This window comes from Hymenobacter saemangeumensis, from assembly GCF_039541835.1.
GTDB lineage: Bacteria > Bacteroidota > Bacteroidia > Cytophagales > Hymenobacteraceae > Hymenobacter > Hymenobacter saemangeumensis.
In genome coordinates, this window is sequence record NZ_BAABGZ010000027.1 from 27,942 (window position 1) to 47,288 (window position 19,347).

At 59.3% G+C, this 19,347-nt stretch carries 15 protein-coding genes; 8 read left to right on the plus strand and 7 right to left on the minus strand.

Annotated features, from left to right (window positions below; all coding sequences use genetic code 11):
• Positions 1-125: 125 nt before the first annotated feature.
• From gatB to ABD919_RS11970, 5 genes are all read right to left on the minus strand, one after another.
• Positions 126-1,583, minus strand: a complete 1,458-nt coding sequence (gene gatB, locus ABD919_RS11950; protein WP_345236245.1) for an Asp-tRNA(Asn)/Glu-tRNA(Gln) amidotransferase subunit GatB — start codon at positions 1,581-1,583, stop codon at positions 126-128.
• Positions 1,584-1,696: 113 nt separating this feature from the next.
• A complete protein-coding gene (locus ABD919_RS11955; RefSeq protein ID WP_345236246.1) occupies positions 1,697-2,674 on the minus strand; it encodes an LIC11966 family surface protein in 978 nt (325 codons plus the stop codon).
• Positions 2,675-3,227: 553 nt separating this feature from the next.
• The gene (locus ABD919_RS11960) at positions 3,228-3,935 is read right to left on the minus strand and encodes a TonB family protein (protein ID WP_345236247.1); all 708 of its coding nucleotides are present in this window, start codon (positions 3,933-3,935) and stop codon (positions 3,228-3,230) included.
• Positions 3,936-3,998: 63 nt separating this feature from the next.
• Positions 3,999-6,683 (minus strand): alanine--tRNA ligase, encoded by a 2,685-nt coding sequence (gene alaS, locus ABD919_RS11965; RefSeq protein ID WP_345236248.1) that lies wholly within the window; start codon positions 6,681-6,683, stop codon positions 3,999-4,001.
• A 167-nt stretch (positions 6,684-6,850) separates the two neighbouring features.
• Complete coding sequence (locus ABD919_RS11970) at positions 6,851-7,486, minus strand: hypothetical protein (protein WP_345236249.1); 636 nt, start codon at positions 7,484-7,486, stop codon at positions 6,851-6,853.
• 175 nt (positions 7,487-7,661) lie between these two features.
• Here ABD919_RS11970 and ABD919_RS11975 point away from each other — a divergent pair, with 175 nt between their 5' ends.
• From ABD919_RS11975 to ABD919_RS12000, 6 genes are all read left to right on the plus strand, one after another.
• Positions 7,662-8,024: a MerR family transcriptional regulator gene (locus ABD919_RS11975; protein WP_345236250.1), complete on the plus strand. Its 363-nt coding sequence runs from the start codon at positions 7,662-7,664 to the stop codon at positions 8,022-8,024.
• Positions 8,025-8,173: 149 nt separating this feature from the next.
• On the plus strand, positions 8,174-9,295 hold the full coding sequence (gene dprA / locus ABD919_RS11980) for a DNA-processing protein DprA (RefSeq protein ID WP_345236251.1): 1,122 nt from the start codon (positions 8,174-8,176) through the stop codon (positions 9,293-9,295).
• Positions 9,296-9,321: 26 nt separating this feature from the next.
• On the plus strand, positions 9,322-10,269 hold the full coding sequence (locus ABD919_RS11985) for a hypothetical protein (RefSeq protein ID WP_345236252.1): 948 nt from the start codon (positions 9,322-9,324) through the stop codon (positions 10,267-10,269).
• Entirely contained in the window at positions 10,266-11,165 is a 900-nt protein-coding gene (locus ABD919_RS11990; protein WP_345236253.1) for a hypothetical protein, read from the plus strand. The genes ABD919_RS11985 and ABD919_RS11990 overlap by 4 nt, the downstream gene beginning before the upstream one ends.
• Positions 11,166-11,652: 487 nt before the next feature.
• Positions 11,653-14,031 carry a T9SS type A sorting domain-containing protein gene (locus ABD919_RS11995; protein WP_345236254.1) on the plus strand — a complete coding sequence of 793 codons (2,379 nt, stop codon included), beginning with the start codon at positions 11,653-11,655 and terminating at the stop codon, positions 14,029-14,031.
• Positions 14,032-14,124: 93 nt separating this feature from the next.
• The gene (locus ABD919_RS12000; RefSeq protein ID WP_345236255.1) at positions 14,125-14,943 is read left to right on the plus strand and encodes an aminotransferase class IV; all 819 of its coding nucleotides are present in this window, start codon (positions 14,125-14,127) and stop codon (positions 14,941-14,943) included.
• Here the strand turns inward: ABD919_RS12000 and ABD919_RS12005 are convergent.
• Together ABD919_RS12005 and ABD919_RS12010 are read right to left on the minus strand one after the other, a co-directional pair.
• Positions 14,909-15,553: an energy transducer TonB gene (locus ABD919_RS12005; protein WP_345236256.1), complete on the minus strand. Its 645-nt coding sequence runs from the start codon at positions 15,551-15,553 to the stop codon at positions 14,909-14,911. The two genes, ABD919_RS12000 and ABD919_RS12005, sit on opposite strands and share 35 nt — an antisense overlap.
• An 87-nt stretch (positions 15,554-15,640) precedes the next feature.
• The gene (locus ABD919_RS12010; protein WP_345236257.1) at positions 15,641-16,435 is read right to left on the minus strand and encodes a thymidylate synthase; all 795 of its coding nucleotides are present in this window, start codon (positions 16,433-16,435) and stop codon (positions 15,641-15,643) included.
• A 760-nt stretch (positions 16,436-17,195) separates the two neighbouring features.
• Here ABD919_RS12010 and ABD919_RS12015 point away from each other — a divergent pair.
• Both ABD919_RS12015 and ABD919_RS23985 read left to right on the plus strand, forming a co-directional pair.
• The gene (locus tag ABD919_RS12015) at positions 17,196-18,905 is read left to right on the plus strand and encodes a T9SS type A sorting domain-containing protein (RefSeq protein ID WP_345236258.1); all 1,710 of its coding nucleotides are present in this window, start codon (positions 17,196-17,198) and stop codon (positions 18,903-18,905) included.
• Positions 18,906-19,091: 186 nt separating this feature from the next.
• Complete coding sequence (locus tag ABD919_RS23985) at positions 19,092-19,172, plus strand: PID-CTERM protein-sorting domain-containing protein (RefSeq protein ID WP_425556413.1); 81 nt, start codon at positions 19,092-19,094, stop codon at positions 19,170-19,172.
• Positions 19,173-19,347: the final 175 nt, after the last annotated feature.

The window sequence follows — 19,347 nt, forward strand, 5'->3', positions numbered from 1 at the left end:
GGCAAAGAACGCACCAAAGGACGAAAAAAGTGTCGTGCGAGCACCAGCACCCTAAAGTTGCGCTTCGGCCCCGCCGGAACAATACTGCTCTAGCGAAGCCGAAGCGCAACTTCAGTGTGCCGGCACTAAGCGTCCAGGGCCGCGCGCAGCAGCTGGTTGGCCAGCTTGGGGTCGGCTTTGCCGCCGGTCAGCTTCATGAGCTCGCCCATGAACATGCCGGTCAGCGACTTCTTGCCGGCCTTGTACTCGGCTACCTTGGCCGGGTTGGCGGCCAGCACCTGCTGCACCAGGCCTTCGAGCTCGCCCGAGTCGGTGGATACCAGCAGGCCCAGGCTTTCGGCGGCGCCGGTGGCGTTGGCCGTGGGGTGCTCCAGCAGGTGCGGAAACAGCTGCTTGCTGGCCACCGAGTAGTTGAGCTTGCCGGCGTCAATCAGCTCGATGATGCCCGCCAGCTGGGCGGCGTCCAGGGGGAATTCCTCCATGGTGAGGGCCCGCTCGTTGAGGTAAGATTTCACCGGGCCCATCACCCAGTTGGCCGCCGCCTTGGCGTTGGGCGTGAGGCGGGCCAGCTCGTCGAAGTACAGGGCCACGTCCTTCTGGTCGATAAGCACCGAGGCGTCGTAGTCGCTCAGGCCCAGTTCGCCGGTGAAGCGGGCGTAGAGCTGCTGCGGCAGAGCGGGCAGCTCGGCCTGCATGCGGTGCAGCCAGGCATCGTCGATGATGAGCGGGGGCAAATCCGGCTCGGGGAAGTAGCGGTAGTCGTTGAGGGTTTCCTTGCTGCGCTGCCCGCTGGTGGTGCCGCTGGCCGCGTCGAAGCCCCGGGTTTCGGAGTCGATTTCGCCGCCGGCTTCCAGAATGGCAATCTGCCGCTCCACCTCGTAGGCAATGGCGCGCTGCACGTTGCGGAAGGAGTTCATGTTTTTCACCTCCACCTTGGTACCGAACTTCTCGGCGCCTTTCAGCATCACCGAGATGTTGGCGTCGCAGCGCAGCGAGCCTTCCTCCATGTTGCCGTCGCAGATGCCCAGGTATTCTACCAGCTTCTTGATTTCAGTGAGGTAAGCGTAGGCTTCCTCGCCATTGCGAATGTCGGGCTCGCTCACGATTTCAATCAGTGGCACGCCGGCACGGTTCAGGTCCACGAGGGTTTCCGTTTCGCCGGCCAGGTGCATGCTTTTGCCCGCGTCTTCCTCCATGTGAATGCGGGTGATGCCGATGCGCTTGCTGCCACCATCAGGCAGGCGCACTTCCAGATGGCCCTTGTAGCAGATGGGCGTCTTGTCCTGGGTTATCTGGTAGCCCTTGGGCAGGTCGGGGTAAAAGTAGTTTTTGCGCGCAAACAGGTTGTCGCGCTGAATCTGGCAGTTGGTGGCCAGGCCCATCTTCATGGCAAACTCCACTGCCGTGCGGTTCACGCGGGGCAAGGTGCCGGGGTGGCCGAGCGTAATCACGCTCAGGTTGGTGTTGGGGGCCACGCCGTACTCGTTTTCGTCCGACGAATACATTTTGCTGCGCGTGAGCAGCTGGGCGTGTACTTCCAGGCCGATAACGGGCTGGTATTTGGATAGGATGTTGTCGTCCATTGAATTGGCAGTTCGTACCCGGCGGGTACCCGAGATTGAAAAAGCAGAGGGCCTACCATTGCGGACCGGCTGCATTCCGTTCCGCAAAGGTAGGCCCTCCGTCGTCGCTCTTACTAGTCGTTGAATACCGGAATGTAGGTTGACTGGAAGTTATTGGCCGCCTGGTTGTAAGCCTGGCTAAACTTCTGGCTGTTGGCGTTATAGTAGTTGATGTAGCCATTAAACTCCTTCACCTCTTCCTTGCTCAGGCTGTCTTTGTGGTCCAGCAGGCCTTCCAGCTTCAGGAACTGGTTGGCCGCCAGCCCGGCGTAAAAGTTCACCAGGCTGCGGGTGGCATCGCGGTACTGGGTATCCTTGCCCCGGAAGGCCGGAATAGCCGACAGGGCAGCCTGGGCCGTCTTGGCATCCTCGGCCAGTTGCTTGCGGGCTTCAGCGAATGCAGCCACGTCCTGGGCGCTCATGGCATCGCTCACGCGGGCATTGGCTTTTTCAATGCGAAACTGGGCCAGGTACACTTTGTGCTGGTAGGCATTCACCGCCGACACTGCCGCAATGTATTTGTCGAGCTCGTCCATCTCACGGTCCTTGGAAATAGTCAGCTTGTGGCGTTTCGCGAAGCGCTTCTGGGCAGCGTCCACGCTGTCGCCTACCGCCTGCAGCTTGGCTTCGGCCATTTCCATGGCCTGGTAGTACTGCTCCATATTCTCGTAGCTGCGGGTGCGGGTCGCGGCCAGGAAATCAACGTTTTTGTAGTCTTCCGAATACACTTTCAGCTGCTGGTAGAGCGCCTCGGTGGCTTTGTCCTTGAAGTCGTCGTCGCCTTCAAACGGCTTTAGCTTGGCCAGCCTAGCCAGGGAAAGCTCGTTTTGCTTCACTACATCGAGCCGGCGCGACTCAATCTTGCGCTCATTCTCGCTATGGGCCGACTTGCTGATGTAGCGCAGGTTTTTCTTTAGCAGCAGCCGCTGCTCATTTACAATGTAGTTGTTGTAATCGGTGGGATTGGTGAACGTAGGTACGGCCTGGGCCTGCGCCTGAATGGTAGCCGCGGTAAGAATACCTACAAAGCTTAGTCGAGTAAAAAGGGACATCAGACAATTGGATTTCGAAGATGACAAGTGCCCTAAATGTAATCGGACTTGCCTTATTGTCAAGCTGCCAATCGTCCTGGCTTATAAAATTTTCCCTTCGCTGTCTTTACCGCACGTTCATGCTCCTTTAGTGCTGCAATCTGTTCGCGTTGCAGCTCACTCCGCGTCCAAGTACTCCACCGCCGATGACTCCTCCGTACTGGAGCCGCCATGCACAGCCATAAGCTCGGCGGTTCCACCAGAATACATCGGAGCTGCCTTCACTCCCACAAGCCTGGGCCTGGCCCGCAACTATACCAGCACAAACTCCGCGTCGTGGTCGGGTACTTCGAGAGTAAATTTCATGCCTGACACAATTAATAGGTATCTGCTTGCTTCAGTTATTCCAGCTTAAACTCAATTAGCAGGCAAAAATGAATCAATACAAATTTTTCATAGATTATAGCGAACGGGCCTGTAAAGTACCCGTGCGAAAGTAAGCGTAAAGCCCGCCCTGGCTATTCTTTTGAACCTTCTACAGAGCAGAGTGGAATAGCCGGTTACATTGAGCTAATTACTGAATAGCAAAAGTTATTGGTGTAATATAAGATACTGGAACTGCCATCCCATCCTGAGTTCCTGGTATAATGTCCCGCAGTTTTCTGACTGAGCGAACAACTTCTTTATCCAGCGAAGGCCAAAGGGACCGAACAATTTTCACGTCCTGTATCTGGCCATCGGCACCCACTACAAAGCTCACCCAAACCTTGCCTTCTATCTGCTGGCGCAGCGCATCTTGAGGATACAGCAGGTTGTGGTGAATTGCTTTCACCATTTCCGGCAGCCCCCCTCCGCGGAAGCGGGGCATTACTTCATATTCAGAAAAGGGCAAAACCTTCCCTTCCGAGTCGTAGCATTCGCCCGTAATGCGCACGTTCTCCTTATATATTTCGCGCCGCTTGATTTTGCCGTCTTTGTAGAAAACCAGGAACTCGCCATTGCGCATGTTGCTCACGTAATCGTCCTTGGTCCGGAGCTCACCAGTTTCGTAGTAGGTGGTCTCGGGGCCAAACTTGAGCTGGGACGCCATATGCGCATACGGCGTGTTGCTCACCAGCTTGCCGGAAGCATTATACATTCGCACTGTACCCGATAAGCTGTCGCGATAAGTGTATTCCAGGCGTTGATGCGCACCTTCCGGCCCCGGCAGCAGACGGCCGTCCCCGGACACATACTCGGTAGTTTTGTACGGGTAGGTGCGCACTTCTTGTGCCGAGGCCATTATAGTAGCCCCCAGCAGCAACCCAGTCAGAAGAAGTTTATTTAACCGCATACGCTTATAAGGCTAAGAATTAGCTTGTTCAACTAAGGCTGTGGCCTTAGCCACCGCCGCCGCCAGGCCGGCCGCATTCTTGCCGCCAGCCGTGGCGAAGAACGGCTGCCCGCCGCCGCCGCCCTGGATTTCCTTGGCCAGCTCGCGCACCATTGTAGTTGCATTCAGCTTGCCGGCTTTGGCAATTTCATCGTCCAGCATCACGGCCAGCTGGGGCTTGCCGTCAATTTCGGCGCCGAGCACGGCCACCAGGTTGGGCACGGCCTGGCGCAGGTTGAAGGCCAGGGTTTTCAGGCCCTCGGCGCTGCTGGCCTGCACCACGGCGGCCAGGAAATTCACGCCATTCAGCTCGCGCACCTGGCCCTGCAGCTGGTCTTTTTGCTGGTTGATGCTTTGCTGGGCGAACTGCTCAATCTGCTTGCGCAGCGTGGCAATTTCCTCGGTCTGCTTTTCCAGGGTGGTGAGCAGGTGCTGGGGGTTGCCCAGGGTTTCGCGCACCTGGTTCAGCAAGTCAATTTGCTGGTCCACGAAGGCTTCGGCCGCGTCGGCCGTAACGGCTTCAATGCGGCGCACGCCGGCGCCCACGGCGCTTTCAGCCGTGATTTTGAAATAGCCGATGCTGCCGGTGTTGGGCACGTGCAAGCCGCCGCAGAGCTCCACCGAGTAGTCGCGGCCGAAGGTGATGACGCGCACGAACTCGCCGTACTTCTCACCAAACAGAGCCATAGCGCCCAGCTCCTTGGCTTCGGCAATGGGCACGTTGCGGCGCTCATCCAGCGGAATCTGCTCGCGGATTTTCTGGTTTACCATGCGCTCAATCTGGCGCAGCTGGTCGTCGGTTACCTTGGTGAAGTGCGAGAAGTCGAAGCGCAGCAGCTTTTCATTTACTAAAGAGCCTTTTTGCTGTACGTGGCTGCCCAGCACCTCGCGCAGGGCGGCTTGCAGCAGGTGCGTGGCGGAGTGGTTTTTGCGAATCTGGTTGCGGCGGGCCGTGTCGGGACGGGCCGCAAAATCAGCTTCCAAATCCTGGGGCAGCTCCAGCACGGTGTGCACGATGAGGTCGTTTTCCTTTTTCGTATCAATCACGCGCACCTTGCTCAGCGGCGACTCCAGGTAGCCGGTGTCGCCAATCTGCCCGCCGCTTTCGGCGTAGAACGGGGTCTGGTCGAGCACCACCTGGTACTCGGTTTTGCCCTTTTTGTCGATTTTACGGTAGCGCAGCAGGCGGGCCGGGGCGTCCTCGTTGTCGTAGCCCACGAAGGCAGGCTGCTCTTCGGCGTCGGCCACGATGGTCCAGTCGCTCTGCTCGGTTTCCTGGGCGTTGCGGCTGCGGTTTTTCTGCTCAGCCAGGGCGGCCTTAAAGCCTTCCTCGTCCACGGTCAGCCCTTTTTCCCGGGCAATAAGGGCCGTCAAATCCAGGGGGAAGCCGAAGGTGTCGCTGAGCTCGAACGCCGTTTTGCCGTCGATGCGGCTGCCGTTGGCGCGGGCGCTTTCCTCCAGCGCGTCGAGGCGGCGCAGGCCGGTTTCGAGCGTCTTCAGGAAAGCAATTTCCTCTTCCTCAATCACGCGGGTCACGAAGGCCGTCTGCTGCTTGAGCTCGGGGAAGATGCCGGCCATCTGGTCGGCCAGCACGGGCACCAGCTTGTAGAGGAAAGGCTGCTTCTGGTTGAGCGAGGAGAAGGCGTAGCGTACGGCCCGGCGCAGGATGCGGCGGATTACGTAACCCGCTTTCACGTTGGAGGGCAGCTGCCCGTCGGCAATGGTAAAGGCGATGGTGCGGATGTGGTCGGCAATGACGCGGATGGCGATGTCCGTCTTCTCATTCTCCGTAGCCGGCTGGTCGTTTACCGTGGCCGGGGCCGTGCCGTGGTATTCCACGCCAGCTTCCTTGGCGATAAACTGAATCAGCGGCTGGAATACGTCGGTGTCGTAGTTCGACTTAACGCCGGATACTGCCATCATCAGGCGCTCGAAGCCCATGCCGGTATCTACATGCTGGGCGGGCAGCTTCACCAGGCTTTTGTCGGCCATGCGCTGAAACTCCATGAACACGTTGTTCCAGATTTCCACCACCTGCGGGTGGTCGGCATTCACCAGCTCGGCGCCGGCCTTCTGCTGGCGCTCGGCTTCGTCGCGCAGGTCGATATGGATTTCGGTGCAGGGGCCGCAGGGGCCGGTGTCGCCCATCTCCCAGAAGTTGTCCTTCTTATTGCCGGGCAGAATCCGGTCGTCGCTGGTGTATTGGCGCCACAGGCCCTGGGTTTCGGTGTCGGCCTCCAGCTTATCGCCCTGGTCGCCCTCGAAGTAAGTCACGTAGAGCCGGTCTTTGGGCAGCTTGTATACTTCCGTGAGCAGCTCCCAGGCCCAGGCAATGGCGTCTTTCTTGAAGTAGTCGCCAAACGACCAGTTGCCCAGCATCTCGAACATGGTGTGGTGGTAGGTGTCGTAGCCTACTTCTTCCAGGTCGTTGTGCTTACCGCTCACGCGCAGGCACTTCTGGGTGTCGGCAATGCGCTTGAACGGCGCCGGCTTGTTGCCCAGGAAGTAGTCTTTAAATGGAGCCATGCCGCTGTTGATGAAGAGCAGCGTGGGGTCGTCTTTCACCACAATGGGCGCCGAGGGCACAATGTGGTGGCCTTTGGAAGCGAAGAAATCCAGAAACTGCTGGCGAACGTGCGAAGCGGTGGGGAGTGACATTAGGCAGGGAAAGCCACAAGCTCCAAAAGAAGCCCGGGCGTTTTAAGGTAATTTCAGAGTAGGGCAAAGGTAGGCAGCCTGTCCCGTAGCTGGAAACGGCCACGGTGCCCGCTACTGCGGCTCCGGGGTTGAGCACCGGGCATCACCGCCCCGGCACTGCGCCTTGGCTAAGCTTCGCGCGATGCTTTGGAGCCCCTCGCCCGCCGCAGGTCTTGCTCCAGCTGAATTGGGTCGACGGCCAGGAGCTTCAGGTCAACTGACATTTCGAAGGAACTCTCAGGCAGGCCGGGGGTAACGGTATAGCACAGGTGAAAGGACGACTCCATCTCGTCGCTGCTTCCCTCAACGAGCTCTACCCGTGCGTGTCGGATTTGGGACCAGGGCCGTAACGGAAAGGCCTGCCATTGAATGCCTTGGGCATTCATAATTAGCTGCGGCCGTCGGTTGAGAAGCCGGCGCAGCTCGAAAAACATGACTACACCGCCAGCAAGCGCGAGGGCAGCGCCTGACACCAGCAGCATCAGGCTATCGGCGGCGGTCTGCATCATGAAAAGCCCCATCATTACTACACCCAACCCAATTGCGCCCCAGCCCAAGGCACGGCCAATGGCGAAGTAGACCCGGGTTTCGCCCATGGCCGCAGCCCTGCGGCCATCCCGCCATTGCCACCACAGCCTCCCGGCCAGGTACAGGAGCAGCGCGGTTACTGCGCCCACCAGCCCCCACCAAATAGTACCCCATGAAAGCCCCGGCAATTCGCCCGCCTTAAAGCCAGCAATCGACGATGGGGTTGCCGAGAGCAAATTCCGCAGAGGCATAGGGTGGCATGCAGCGTTGAGTAAACGAATGGCCCTGCCGCACAGCCCGGTGTTGGGAGCCAGCCCCTGAGCGTAGGTCCGGCTGCGGATTATTTGGTACTTTTCGAGTCTAATGTACAGGGTGCTACCGACATTGCCGCCCGAAACAACCCCACCACATATGCCCTACAAGGAGCGCAGCATTGAAAAACAGTATTTTACCATTGGCGAGGTGGCGGCCCAGTTCAAGGTGGCCGAGTCGCTGATTCGCTTCTGGGAAACCGAGTTTGAGGAGCTGCGCCCGCGCCGCAGCAAGAAAGGCAACCGCCTGTTCACGCCCCAGGACATTGAGGTGTTCCGCACCATCTACCACCTGGTGAAGGAGCGCGGCTACACCATCCCCGGCGCCCGCGACATGCTCAAGCAGAAAGGCGGGCAGCTCAAGGACAAGATTGACGTGATTCAAAGCCTGGAAAAGGTGCGCGGCTTCCTCGTCAGCTTGAAAAAGGAGCTGGAAGTGAGTGGTAAAGCTGATTCTGAGTAGGCCACTCGCGCAAGCCTCACCCCCGGCCCCTCTCCAAAAGAGAGGGGAGCCTGACGGTAAGCGGGCTAATAAAATTTCCTTTCGCATTCTACCCACTGTCGTCTGGCTCCCCTCCCTACCGGGGAGGGGCCGGGGGTGGGGCTACCCGCATGAACGACGAAACCCTCTACCACGAACTCGCCCTTACTCTCTTTCCTGGCATCGGCCCCCAGCTCACCCGGCAGCTGATGAGCTACGGCGGCTCGGCCAAGAACGTGCTGCACCTACCCGCTGGCAAGCTCCGGCGCATTCCCGGCGTGGGCGAGGCCACCATTAAAACCCTGACCGGTCCGGAGCGGACCACGGCGCTGAAGACGGCCGAAGCCAATATCCGCAAAGCCGAGCAGGAAGGCGTGCAGCTGCTGTTCTACACCAGCAAGCAGTTTCCCAGCCGCCTCAAGCTCATTCCCGATGCGCCGGCCCTGCTCTACTACCAGGGCACGGCCGACCTGAACGCGCCCAAAACTGTGGCCCTGGTGGGCACCCGGCAGGCTACCGACTACGGCCGTGAGCAAACCGAGCGCATCGTGAAAGGCCTGCTGCCGCACCGCCCGCTGGTGGTGAGCGGCCTGGCCTATGGCATCGACATTGCCGCTCACCGCGCAGCCCTGCAGGAAGGCCTGGAAACGGTGGGCGTTATGGCCACCGGCCTCGATATTATATACCCCGCCGCCCACCGCAAAACCGCCGAGAAGATGCGCGAGCAAGGCGGCCTGCTAACCGAATTTCCGTTTGGCACGGCGCCCGACCGCTACAACTTCCCCCAGCGCAACCGCATAATTGCCGGCCTCTCCGACGGCACGGTGGTAGTAGAAGCCGCCAGCAAGGGCGGCGCCCTCATTACCGCCGAGCTGGCCCTGAGCTACGACCGCGACGTGCTGGCCGTGCCCGGCAACCTGGGCTCGGCGGCCTCCGAGGGCTGCAACGCGCTGATAAAAGCCAACAAAGCCGCGCTATATGCCGAGCCCCGCGACCTGGAGGAGCTGCTGAACTGGGACGCCGCCCTGCACCAGTCGGGCAAGTTCAAGCCCGCTCCCTCCTACTCGGCCGATGATTTTTCGGCCGATGAGTTTGCCTTGGTTACCGTGCTGGCAGCCGTGAAAGAGATGCACATGGACGAGCTGGCCTGGAAAGCCCAGCTTCCGATACACGCCGTGGCTTCCCTGCTGCTGGGGCTGGAGTTTCGCAGCGTAGTGAAGGCGCTGCCGGGGAAGAAGTTCGTGCTGATATAAAGACTACATCCTGCCCCACCGCCGCTATGCGCCGTGCTAATATGCTTTTCGTATTCCCCCTTCTGATAGTGGCTCTCGGCTCGGCAGCCTGGTTTTACCATCAAGGGCAGCTGCGCCAGCAAGCTACAGTGCAGCAACTGCTAGCGCTGGAGCGCCGGGCAACGGCTAACAACCAGCTAATGAGTGGGCAAGACAAAGCCACTATTTTGGGGATTAGGAAAGCGGTGAATCGAAATCGCCAACACCACCGCGACATGGAGGTACTGCGCATGGCCGAACAAATCGGCTTACGCACACTTAGCCTGACGGACACCCTGCAGACCCTGCGGCGGCAGCTTAGTAGTGCGCGCCCATTGGCTCCCTTTCCAAACAGTTACTACTCAAGTACCACTGTGGAACCTGCTGTTGTGAATGAGCTAAGCAGGCACCTGGACCGGTACGTCGCTTTCATCCGGACATCAGTCCCGGATGCCGTGCCGCTTACGAAAGACCCGTTTACCAAGCCCATGCGCGAGGCCTTCAGTGCGTTTTACTTTGAAAAGCTGCCCGTGGCGGCGGTACTTACAACGTATACCCGGCTGGAGGCGCAGATTAGACGCTACAGTGAAGAGGCCTTGCGCAACAACGCCCAGAAAGTCGGCAGCAGCTGCTGCTTTTGCTTTGATAGAATTGCTTTGCAGTCCGTGGCCGAATCCAATACCGTAGTGCCGGGCGGCACCTATCGCAGCCAGCTTTTTCTAAGCCAGTCCATCTCTGATGTCTTCTTTTCCGAAGCCACGGTTAATGGCAAATCAGTTGAGCTGCTCTACCCCGGGCATGCCAAGGTTGCGTTTCGTACTCCCCAGCTTAACCCAGGCCAGCCCGATACTTTACGAGCACAATGGCAGGGCGTCATTCGGGCCAGGGACTTTCCGTACGATACTGCCTGGCGGCTGACTGTGCCATACTTCATCATCATTCCAGCTGCGCGATGAGCCTCCGGACTTACCTGGTACTGGCCTTGCCGTTGGCCATTATAGGCGCTGCAGCGTATGTTTTCTACCAGCAGTATGAGCTGCAGAAGCGTTTGGACTTACAGCTGCAGGAGCTGGACTACACGCTAATGGAGCGCAATGAGCGCAACGACCAGGCCGCGGAACACCAGTTAAGAAACATTCAGGCATCCGTGGTTAAAAACCAGAATCAGGCCAGTGACTTAACCGTGCTTCATGGCGCAGAAAGCCTGCGCCAGCAGACCAAGGCATTGTGCGAGGTGTTGCATGCCCGTCGCGAAGACCTGCTTCGTGCAACGGGTAACAACCCCGGCACCCTCCTGCTCCGCCATCGCAACGCTACCGACCAAGTTAAAGGATACTTAGGTCCCGGCACCGCTGCCGCCCAGCAAATACACAAGGATATAGCCCGTTATAAAGCCCGCACCCGGCAGTATTACCCGACCGACACTGCGCAGCTGGCCTTTCCCTCGCTTCAGGCCGTTACCGTTGTGGTTGCCCTGGCCGCCTTCTCCCAGCTGGAAGCCGATGTGCTGGCCCGTGAAAGACGGTTTCAGCAGGATTTGGCCAAACGTGTTGGGACCAAACAGCTGCTTGGCAGATTGAAAATTATGGCCTCAGCCGAATCCAACCTAGTAGCTCCCGGCGAACTGTATCGGGCAAAGCTGTTTATAGACAGAGTACTAGTAATTGAAAACGCTCAGATGTATTGCAATGGGCAGCCAGTAGAAATGGGCCCCGACGGCATTGGTCGGGTGAGCTTTCGGGCCCCAATGCAGCCCGGCCGCGCTACCTGGAAGGCTTCCATGCGCTTTCGCATCAATGGCCGTGACACTACTTTTCAAAGGCTGGTTAACTACCGGGTGGCCCGCCGCTAGTGTAAGCCCAGGCCCTAATCCGGCCACTGGCTTTTTCAAGATGCAGCCTTGTTCTGGGCATCCGTGGCTTCGATTTGTCAAGAGCTCCATGTGCCCCTGGTCAGCCGGTCATTCGTTTATCAGCTAGCTGCAACCCATGTTGAGCAGGCGTGGGTAGCAGCCTCCACTATTCACCACTTAGAGCTTATCTGGAAAAGAGAGGAGCGTCATGCTGTGCATGACGCTCCTCTCTTTTCCAGGCAAAGTATTTATCGAATAGCCTGTTACCCGAGTGTGCTTTGGCAGCCTTCAATTAAGAAATTACCAATTCTTTCTCTTAGCAAATAAAGGGATAGTGCTGGCCCGATTTTTCAAACTAGATTTGTTATCTTCTATCTTTTTCCAAATTTTTCCAATGAAAAAGCCTATACTAATTGTAGCGAGTCTGCTTCTGCTGTCAGTAACAGAGCGAACAGTAGTTGCGCAAGCGCTGGACCCTGGATTCACGGTGTCTACTATTTACGCCCCGGGCGGGGTGGAGTCGGTAGCTGAGCAGCCCGACGGCAAGCTCCTGGTTGTTGGCAACTTCTTTCGCATCAATGGTAGCCCGGCCTACCACGTCAGCCGATTCAATACCAACGGCAGCCTGGATGCGGCGTTTCAGCAAAATGTAGGTACCGCCACCCGGCCTTTTGAAGTTACGCTGGCCCCTAATGGCAAGATTTACTTAAGCACCGAGCTATCTACTCCCATAACGGCAGGCGGGATAACCCGAACGGGCGTGTTGCGATTGAATGCCGATGGCACGGGCGATACATCCTTTAATGCCGGGAACGGGCTGGCTTCGCAGTCATTCTACTACCTGGACGACGTTTTACCCCTGGCCAATGGCCAATCGATTGTGGTAGGCGCGTTTGAATCTTTCAATGGCGTTCCCGCTAATTGCATTGTCCGCTTAACGGCATCGGGCGCCGTAGACCCAACCTTCAACACTGGCACCGGGACTGGCGGGCCCTATTCCGAAATCACCTCTATCACGGCCTTGCCCAACGGCAAATACATGATTGCGGGGGAATTTGATTCGTTTAATGGCACTCCTTGCAACGGGCTGGCCCGCCTGAACGCCGACGGCAGCTTCGACCCTACTTTCACCAGCCCCCTGGTCAGCAACTCCTATATTATCAACATGACGGTTCAGCCGGATGGTAAAATCCTGCTGAGCGGTACTATGCGCTTTGGAGCGGGTTCCAGCTCCCAGAGCCTGGCTCGCGTGCTTCCATCCGGTGCCATTGACCCTGGATTTACGCCTCCTGCCCTTAACGCATTTGCCGTTTCCACTTATTCCGGGAATGCCATGCAGGTACAGCCTGATGGTAAAATTCTTTTTATTAACCGCGCGGGTGTTCCCAATACCAGCGCGGCCCGCGTAGCTCGCTTAAACATCGACGGCACGCTCGACACGTCGTTTCAGGTAGGTAGTGGCCCCGATATTAGTCCAGCGACCATTAAGCTACTGGCTAACGGCCGGATTCTGGTAGGCGGCTTTTTCAACACCTTCAATACCACCCTCGACCGCACGCTGGTGCAGCTGAACAGCTCCGGTACTATCGACCCCTCGTTTCAGCCCCTTATCCAAAACGTAGGCAACATTACTTCGCTGCAGCGGCAGCCCGACGGCAAATATGTAGCTGGCGGCAACTTTTCGGAGATTAATGGACAAATCGTGCGGCGGCTGACCCGCTTTAATCCCAGCGGAAGCATCGATGCTACGTTTACCCCGCCCACTATCAATACGACCAGCATCGCGAGCCTGGCCCTGCAGCCTGATGGACGCCTCCTGGTTGTAATCCCACAGTCGGTGCAGCGCCTGCTGGCTAATGGCAGTGCGGATAACAGCTTTACTCCGCCTACCTACACCAATAGCTTCCTTACCAAAATGCTGTTGCAGGCAGATGGTCGTATTGTGCTCGCCGGCTACTCGGTTTTCCAAAACGGGACTCTGCTTACGTCCCCCATTACCCGCCTATTAAGCAATGGGAGCGTGGATAACACCTTTAGCACCGCCACAACGCAGCCGCAGCGAATCGGCGCTGTGTTTTCGCTGGCCCAGCAAGCCAATGGCAAACTACTGGTGGGCGAAAGCACTTCGATAAAGCGCCTGGAAGTTTCGGGCGCTCCCGATGCTACCTTCACCTCGCCCGAGGTAGAGGCCCGCTCGCTGGCGCTGCAGTCTGACGGAAAGATTCTGGTAGGTAGTAACTCATTCGCAGCCCCGAGTGGGATGCCCTTGCCCGCGCTTGTACGCCTGACTACCGCCGGCGGTGAAGACCTCAGCTTTACCCCGCCCGCAATTGAAGGTCTGATTAACTCGGTGGTTATCCAGCCTAACAACCGGATTCTGCTGGGTGGCGCATTCACTAGCCCCAATCTGCCCAGCAACCTGGCCCGGGTGCTGACTACCGGTCAGGCCGATGTGTCCTTTGCCGCGACGGCCGCACCCAATGGCGCGGTGCAAACCATGCTGGTACAGGCCGATGGCAAAATTGTGCTGGGTGGTAGCTTTACTGCCCTGAGCGGCCAGCCCAGCATGAGCCTGGCCCGCATCACCGCCACCAATGTGCTGCACATGGCCGCGCCCCAGGCCGTTGCCACCCGCACCGAGGCCTGGCCCGTACCTGCCCAGGGCAGCCTGAACCTTGCTCCCGCCCCCACCGCCCAGGCCCAGGCCGTGGAGCTGCTCGACGCTCTAGGCCGCCCCGTGCTGCAACAGCCGCTGCTGGGCTCCGCCACCGTAACGCTGCCCCTCGACAACATCAAGCCCGGCATCTATCTGCTGCGCGTCACCTACAGCGAAGGCGTAGTTACCCGCCGCATTCAGGTGCAATAAACCCAGCCGGAAACCTGGCAGAAAGGGGACGAGCCTAGTGGTTCGTCCCCTTTTTTTGGCCGGGCCATTCCCTCTTCCGCCTACCTTGCAGCCATGTTGCTTCTCAACGGAACCTTGCTAGCGGCGCAGTCCCTGCCCTTACCCAACCGTGGCTTCACCTTTGGCGACGGTTTTTTTGAAACCCTGATAGTGGAGAACGGCCGCCTGCGCCTGGCCGCCGACCACTGGGCCCGCATGGAGCAGGCCGCCGCCGCGCTTTACCTGGAGCTGCCCGACGCCCTGGACTCAGCCGAAAAGCTGGAGAAACAGCTAGCGCGTCTGGCTGAAGTCCATACACTGCGGGCTGCCCGCCTGCGCCTCCATGTCTGGCGGGCCGGCGCAGGCCTCTACACCCCAGAAAGCAGCGCGGCCGAATGGCTGGCCACCGCCGCCCCGTATGTGGCAAATGACAGCTTGATAATGCAGGCAGATTTCGCCCGGCAAACCCACTCCATCTACTCTCCGCTTAGCTTTTGCAAAGGCCCCCAGGCCTGGATTTACGTGCGGGCCGCCCACGAGCGGCAGCAGCGCGGGCTCGATGAAATTATCCTCTGCGATACTGCCGGGCACGTAGCAGAGGCAGGTGCAGCCGCCATTTTTTGGATGAAAGACGGCATGCTCTACACCCCCTCCCTGGAAAGCGGCTGCGTGGCGGGCGTGCGCCGGGCACAGGTGCTGCGGGCGGCGCGGGCAGCCGGCGTGAAGTGCCACCAAGGCCTGTTCAAGGAGGAAGTGCTGCTGGCAGCCAATGCCGTATTCACGGCGAATGCAGCAGCTGTTCGGCTGGTGCGCCACATCGGTTGGGTGGCGTTTGCCGGGGCGCTACCACCCTTCCTGGCTAGGGTTGTGGCACAAACCGATGAAAAATGGTGACGGTATCGGCCCGGATAACCGGAGCCCTGACCTCCTCGACGGGAATGAAGATGCTGACTTCGGTGCTGTCGGCTTCGGCAATGGTGCTCGTGAGGGCCTCGGCCCGGGCGATGCTATCGGCCTCCGCAATAGCACGCATGGCGACGCTATCAATTACTGGCGCGGCCGGCTTAAAACGCAGCCGCCACGCCACCCGCTGCAGCTCGGCGTCGAGCGCCATCACCGCCTTTACGGGAGGCGAGCTACTGCTCAAGTCGCGCCGCGTGATGGTGATGCTCCCCACGCGCCCATCGGGCTGCACGGTGAGCCGGGCGTATATGGTGCCCCCTATGCCTGCCTGCAGCGCCAGGGCGGGGTAGCTGATAAAGTGTCGGATGTAGTGATTGAAAACGTCTGCCGCGTCCGTCCGTTCGGCCGAATCAGCTAGCTGCCAGAAGCGCGGCAGCAAAGGCATCATGCCCGTAGAAGCAGCCGGTGCCGGTGCCGGTGCAGACGTGGGCGTCGGGCCCACCGGGCGGGCTGCTTTCTTGCTTTTTTCACGCGGCGGGGAAGTTACGCCCCCCTGCGCCCCGCCCTCGCGGGCCAGTACCAGGCCCAGGACGCACAACACAAAACAAACTGCCCGGCAGTGTAACACTTGTTTTTTTCTTTAATAGCTTTCCTCGTCAGGCCCACAGAGGTAAGTTGCCCGATGTGCTTATACGGCCACCGGCGCCTTAATAGCCGGCCAGGGGTCGTAGTTCAGCAGCTCAAAGTCCTCGAATTTAAACCCGAAGATGTCCGTTACCTCGGGGTTGATGCGCATCTGCGGCAGCGGGCGCGGCTCGCGGCTGAGCTGTAGCTCGGCCTGCTCCAGGTGGTTGCTGTAGAGGTGGGTGTCGCCGCCGGTCCAGATGAACTCGCCGGGCTGCAGGCCGGTTACCTGGGCCACCATGAGGGTGAGCAGGGCGTAGGAGGCAATGTTGAAGGGCACCCCCAGGAACACGTCGGCCGAGCGCTGGTAAAGCTGGCAGCTGAGCTTGCCATCGGCCACGTAGAACTGAAACAGGGCGTGGCAGGCGGGTAGCTTCATGGCCGGCAGGTCGGCCACGTTCCAGGCGCTCACCACCATGCGGCGTGAGTCGGGCTGCGTCTTCAGCTGTTGAATAATCTGGCTGATTTGGTCGATGTGGCCCCCGTTTCCATCGGGCCAGCAGCGCCACTGGTAGCCATACACCGGGCCAAGGTTGCCGTGTTCGTCGGCCCACTCATCCCAGATACTCACGCCATTGGCTTTCAGATAGGCAATGTTGGTGTCGCCCTGCAAAAACCACAGCAGCTCGTGGATGATGCTTTTCAGGTGCACCTTTTTGGTAGTAACCAGCGGGAAGCCTTCGGCCAGGTTGAAGCGCATCTGCGGCCCGAAGATGGACACCGTGCCCGTACCGGTGCGGTCGGTCTTGACGGTGCCGGTGCTAATAATCTGGCGGAGAAGGTCGTGGTATTGACGCATAGACGGATGCGGGATGCTAGGTGGGCAATGCCGGTAGGTTTGGCTTGGCCAAAGGTAAGAACCATACCATCCTCCGCTGTCCCCATGCTTGCACGTGTTCCAGGCGCACGCCTACCGCCCCCCTTGTGATGCCCATCCTGCTATCCGCGTGCGCAGCCTGCCCTATGCAAGCAGGAAATGACGGCGCAGACGTACTGCGCCCACAGACCGAAGTCCTGATTATGGCCTTTCACGGTTGAATTCCCTTAGTTCAGCGAATTGAACAAAACCGTGAAAGGGGACTCGGTAGCTTCGGTCTGCCTTCTGCTCGGCCATCTGATTTTACCCAGCCTTTTAATGGGCTGGGATAAGCGTCACCATTCTGATGGCCGCCGGCTGACTCGCCTTAGCATTCAACTTGTAATTAATAATTCCTCTAACCATTTTGAACTCTATGAATCATCTCTCCTCTTCTCCTTTCAAGCCGCGACACCGCTCCACTTTGGTTGGTGCCCTGCTGATGATGGGATTAGCGCCACTGTTCGCTCAGGCTCAGCCAAGCCTGGTGATTACCGGGCCAAACCCGACCCAGATATTTGCCGGAACCTACAACAACATAACCGTGCAGAATGGCGGCTTTGCGAACCTACTCGGTAACATTACCGTGAATGGCGTGCTGCGTGTAGAGGCCGGCTGTGGTTTTGTGACCTTGACATCTGCCGGAGGAACATGTTATACGATAAGCGGGCCAGGCAGCGTAGAAATTGCACAAAATGGCTTCTTGGGCATTTGTTCCCCGCTGGGCATCAGCGCCAGCGGCGCCACGGGCGACGTGCAGGTAACCGGTACGCGCAGCTTCTCTAATCGCGGCTCCTACACCTATGGCAACGCGGGCGACCAGATTACAGGCTCAGGACTTCCTTCTCCGGTACTTGCCGTGGGTAAGCAGAATGCCGGAACGCTACGCTTCTCCCAAAATGTGAACGTACTTGGCAGACTGGGCGTGTATGACATGGGCAATATTGACACCAATGGGCAAACCGTCACATTGGTATCCAATGCGATGGAAACCGCCATGGTGGCTCACATCGGCACGGGTGCGGTAGTAGGCAACCTAACGGCGCAGCGCTACATCGACGACTCCATGAACCCTGGCCTGGGCTACCGTCACCTGGTGGCTCCGGTTTCCGGCCCTACGGTAGCGAGCTTCGGCACAGGTGGCACGCCAATGGTGGTCAACAGCGCCTACAACACCTCGACCGCACCGGGGCAGGTGACGCCCTTCCCCACCGTGTTTCGTTACAACCAGGCGCGGCTGACAACATCACCAGCAACCTCCGTCTCCGCCTTCGATAAAGGGTGGGAATCGCCGGCCAGCCTTAGTGAGCCAGCCCTTCTGGCTATGGGCCATACGGTGCAGCTGGCCGGCGGAACCACCCTGAGCTTCACCGGCACGGTCGCGAACGGCACACAGACCATTCCGCTGACCCGCAACGTGGGGGCCACGGCCGCCGAGTCAGGCTGGAACTTTATCGGCAATCCCTACGCCTCGCCCCTGAGACTGAATACCATCACAGCAGGGCAGCGCACTAACATGGACGCGGCCTTTTATGTCTATGAAAGCACCTCGCGGTATGGCGGCAGCTACCGCAGCTACGTCAACGGCGTGGGCAATCCAAACATCGGCATGGGCCAGGCCTTCTTTGTGCGGGTGAGCGATGGACAGACCAGCGGCTCGCTCACGCTCGACAACACCAACCGCGAATCTTCCGGCGTAAACCAGCCGCCCGTGCGCCGGGACGCGCCCGACCAGCGCCCGCAGCTGCAGCTCACGCTGGCCGGCAATGGCCTGCGCGACGTGCTGACCCTGTACGCCCAGCCCGGCGCCAGCCCGGCCTTCGACCGTGAGTATGATGCGGTGAAGAGGCCCAACCCTAACGGATTGAACCTGGCGTCGCTGACCACCGCTGGTCAGCAGCTGGCCATCGACGGCCGCCCAGCCTTCACACAGGTCACTGCCATTCCGCTGTTGGTAGAGGTGCCGGCCGCCGGCCGCTACACCCTCTCGGCCAGTGAGCTGGCCAACCTGCCCGCCGGTACCCGCGCCGAGCTGGTAGACAACCTCACCAGCACCCGCACCGCCCTGACGTCTGGCACCAGCTACCTCTTCACCCTGGCCGGCACCACTGCCCCTGGCCGCTTCTGGGTAAGCCTGACGCCGGCCGCGGCACCACTGGCCACATCCCTGGCCCTGGCTGCCCAGGTAATAGCTTACCCCAACCCAGCACATGGCCAGCTTACGGTGTTGCGCCCCCAAGGGAGCGTGGCAACGGCCGCCGTGCTGCTCAACAGCCTTGGGCAGACGGTACGGTTGCTGGCTCTCCCCACCGCCGAGACGCGGGTGGACTTGAGTGGCCTCGCCGCCGGGGTATACACCCTGCGCATGACCATTGATGGCCAGCCGGTGGCCAAGCGCGTGGTGCTTGAGTAGTTTTTCCAGTCTGCCCCGGCCCTGCACCCTAAGCTGGGAGGGGCCGGGGCTTCGGCCCATTTTTCATCATCTGGTTTTACACGTACGAAATATCTCTTTCTTATACTCTCGTTGGCGCTGGCTCAACAGACGCTGGCCCAGCCGGACGGCGGAGGGCCCACTCCAGGGGGAGCCACGCCTGTGCCCGTGGATGGAGGCGTGAGCCTTCTACTTGCTGGCGGCGTGGCTTATGGCCTGAACCGGTTACGGCGCCGCCGACAACTCTAGCTACTTCCTCGTCGAACAGGGCCTCTGGCCTTCACTGCCATCGACTTAATCATCAAAACTCGAATTCTTGACCTATAAGGCAAGAGGCAGGTACTCTTATCCCGTCCTGTCTGAGACGCGAAATTGAAGAACACGCGTAGCAGTGGCGCTAGCTACCACACCATAAGTAAAAATC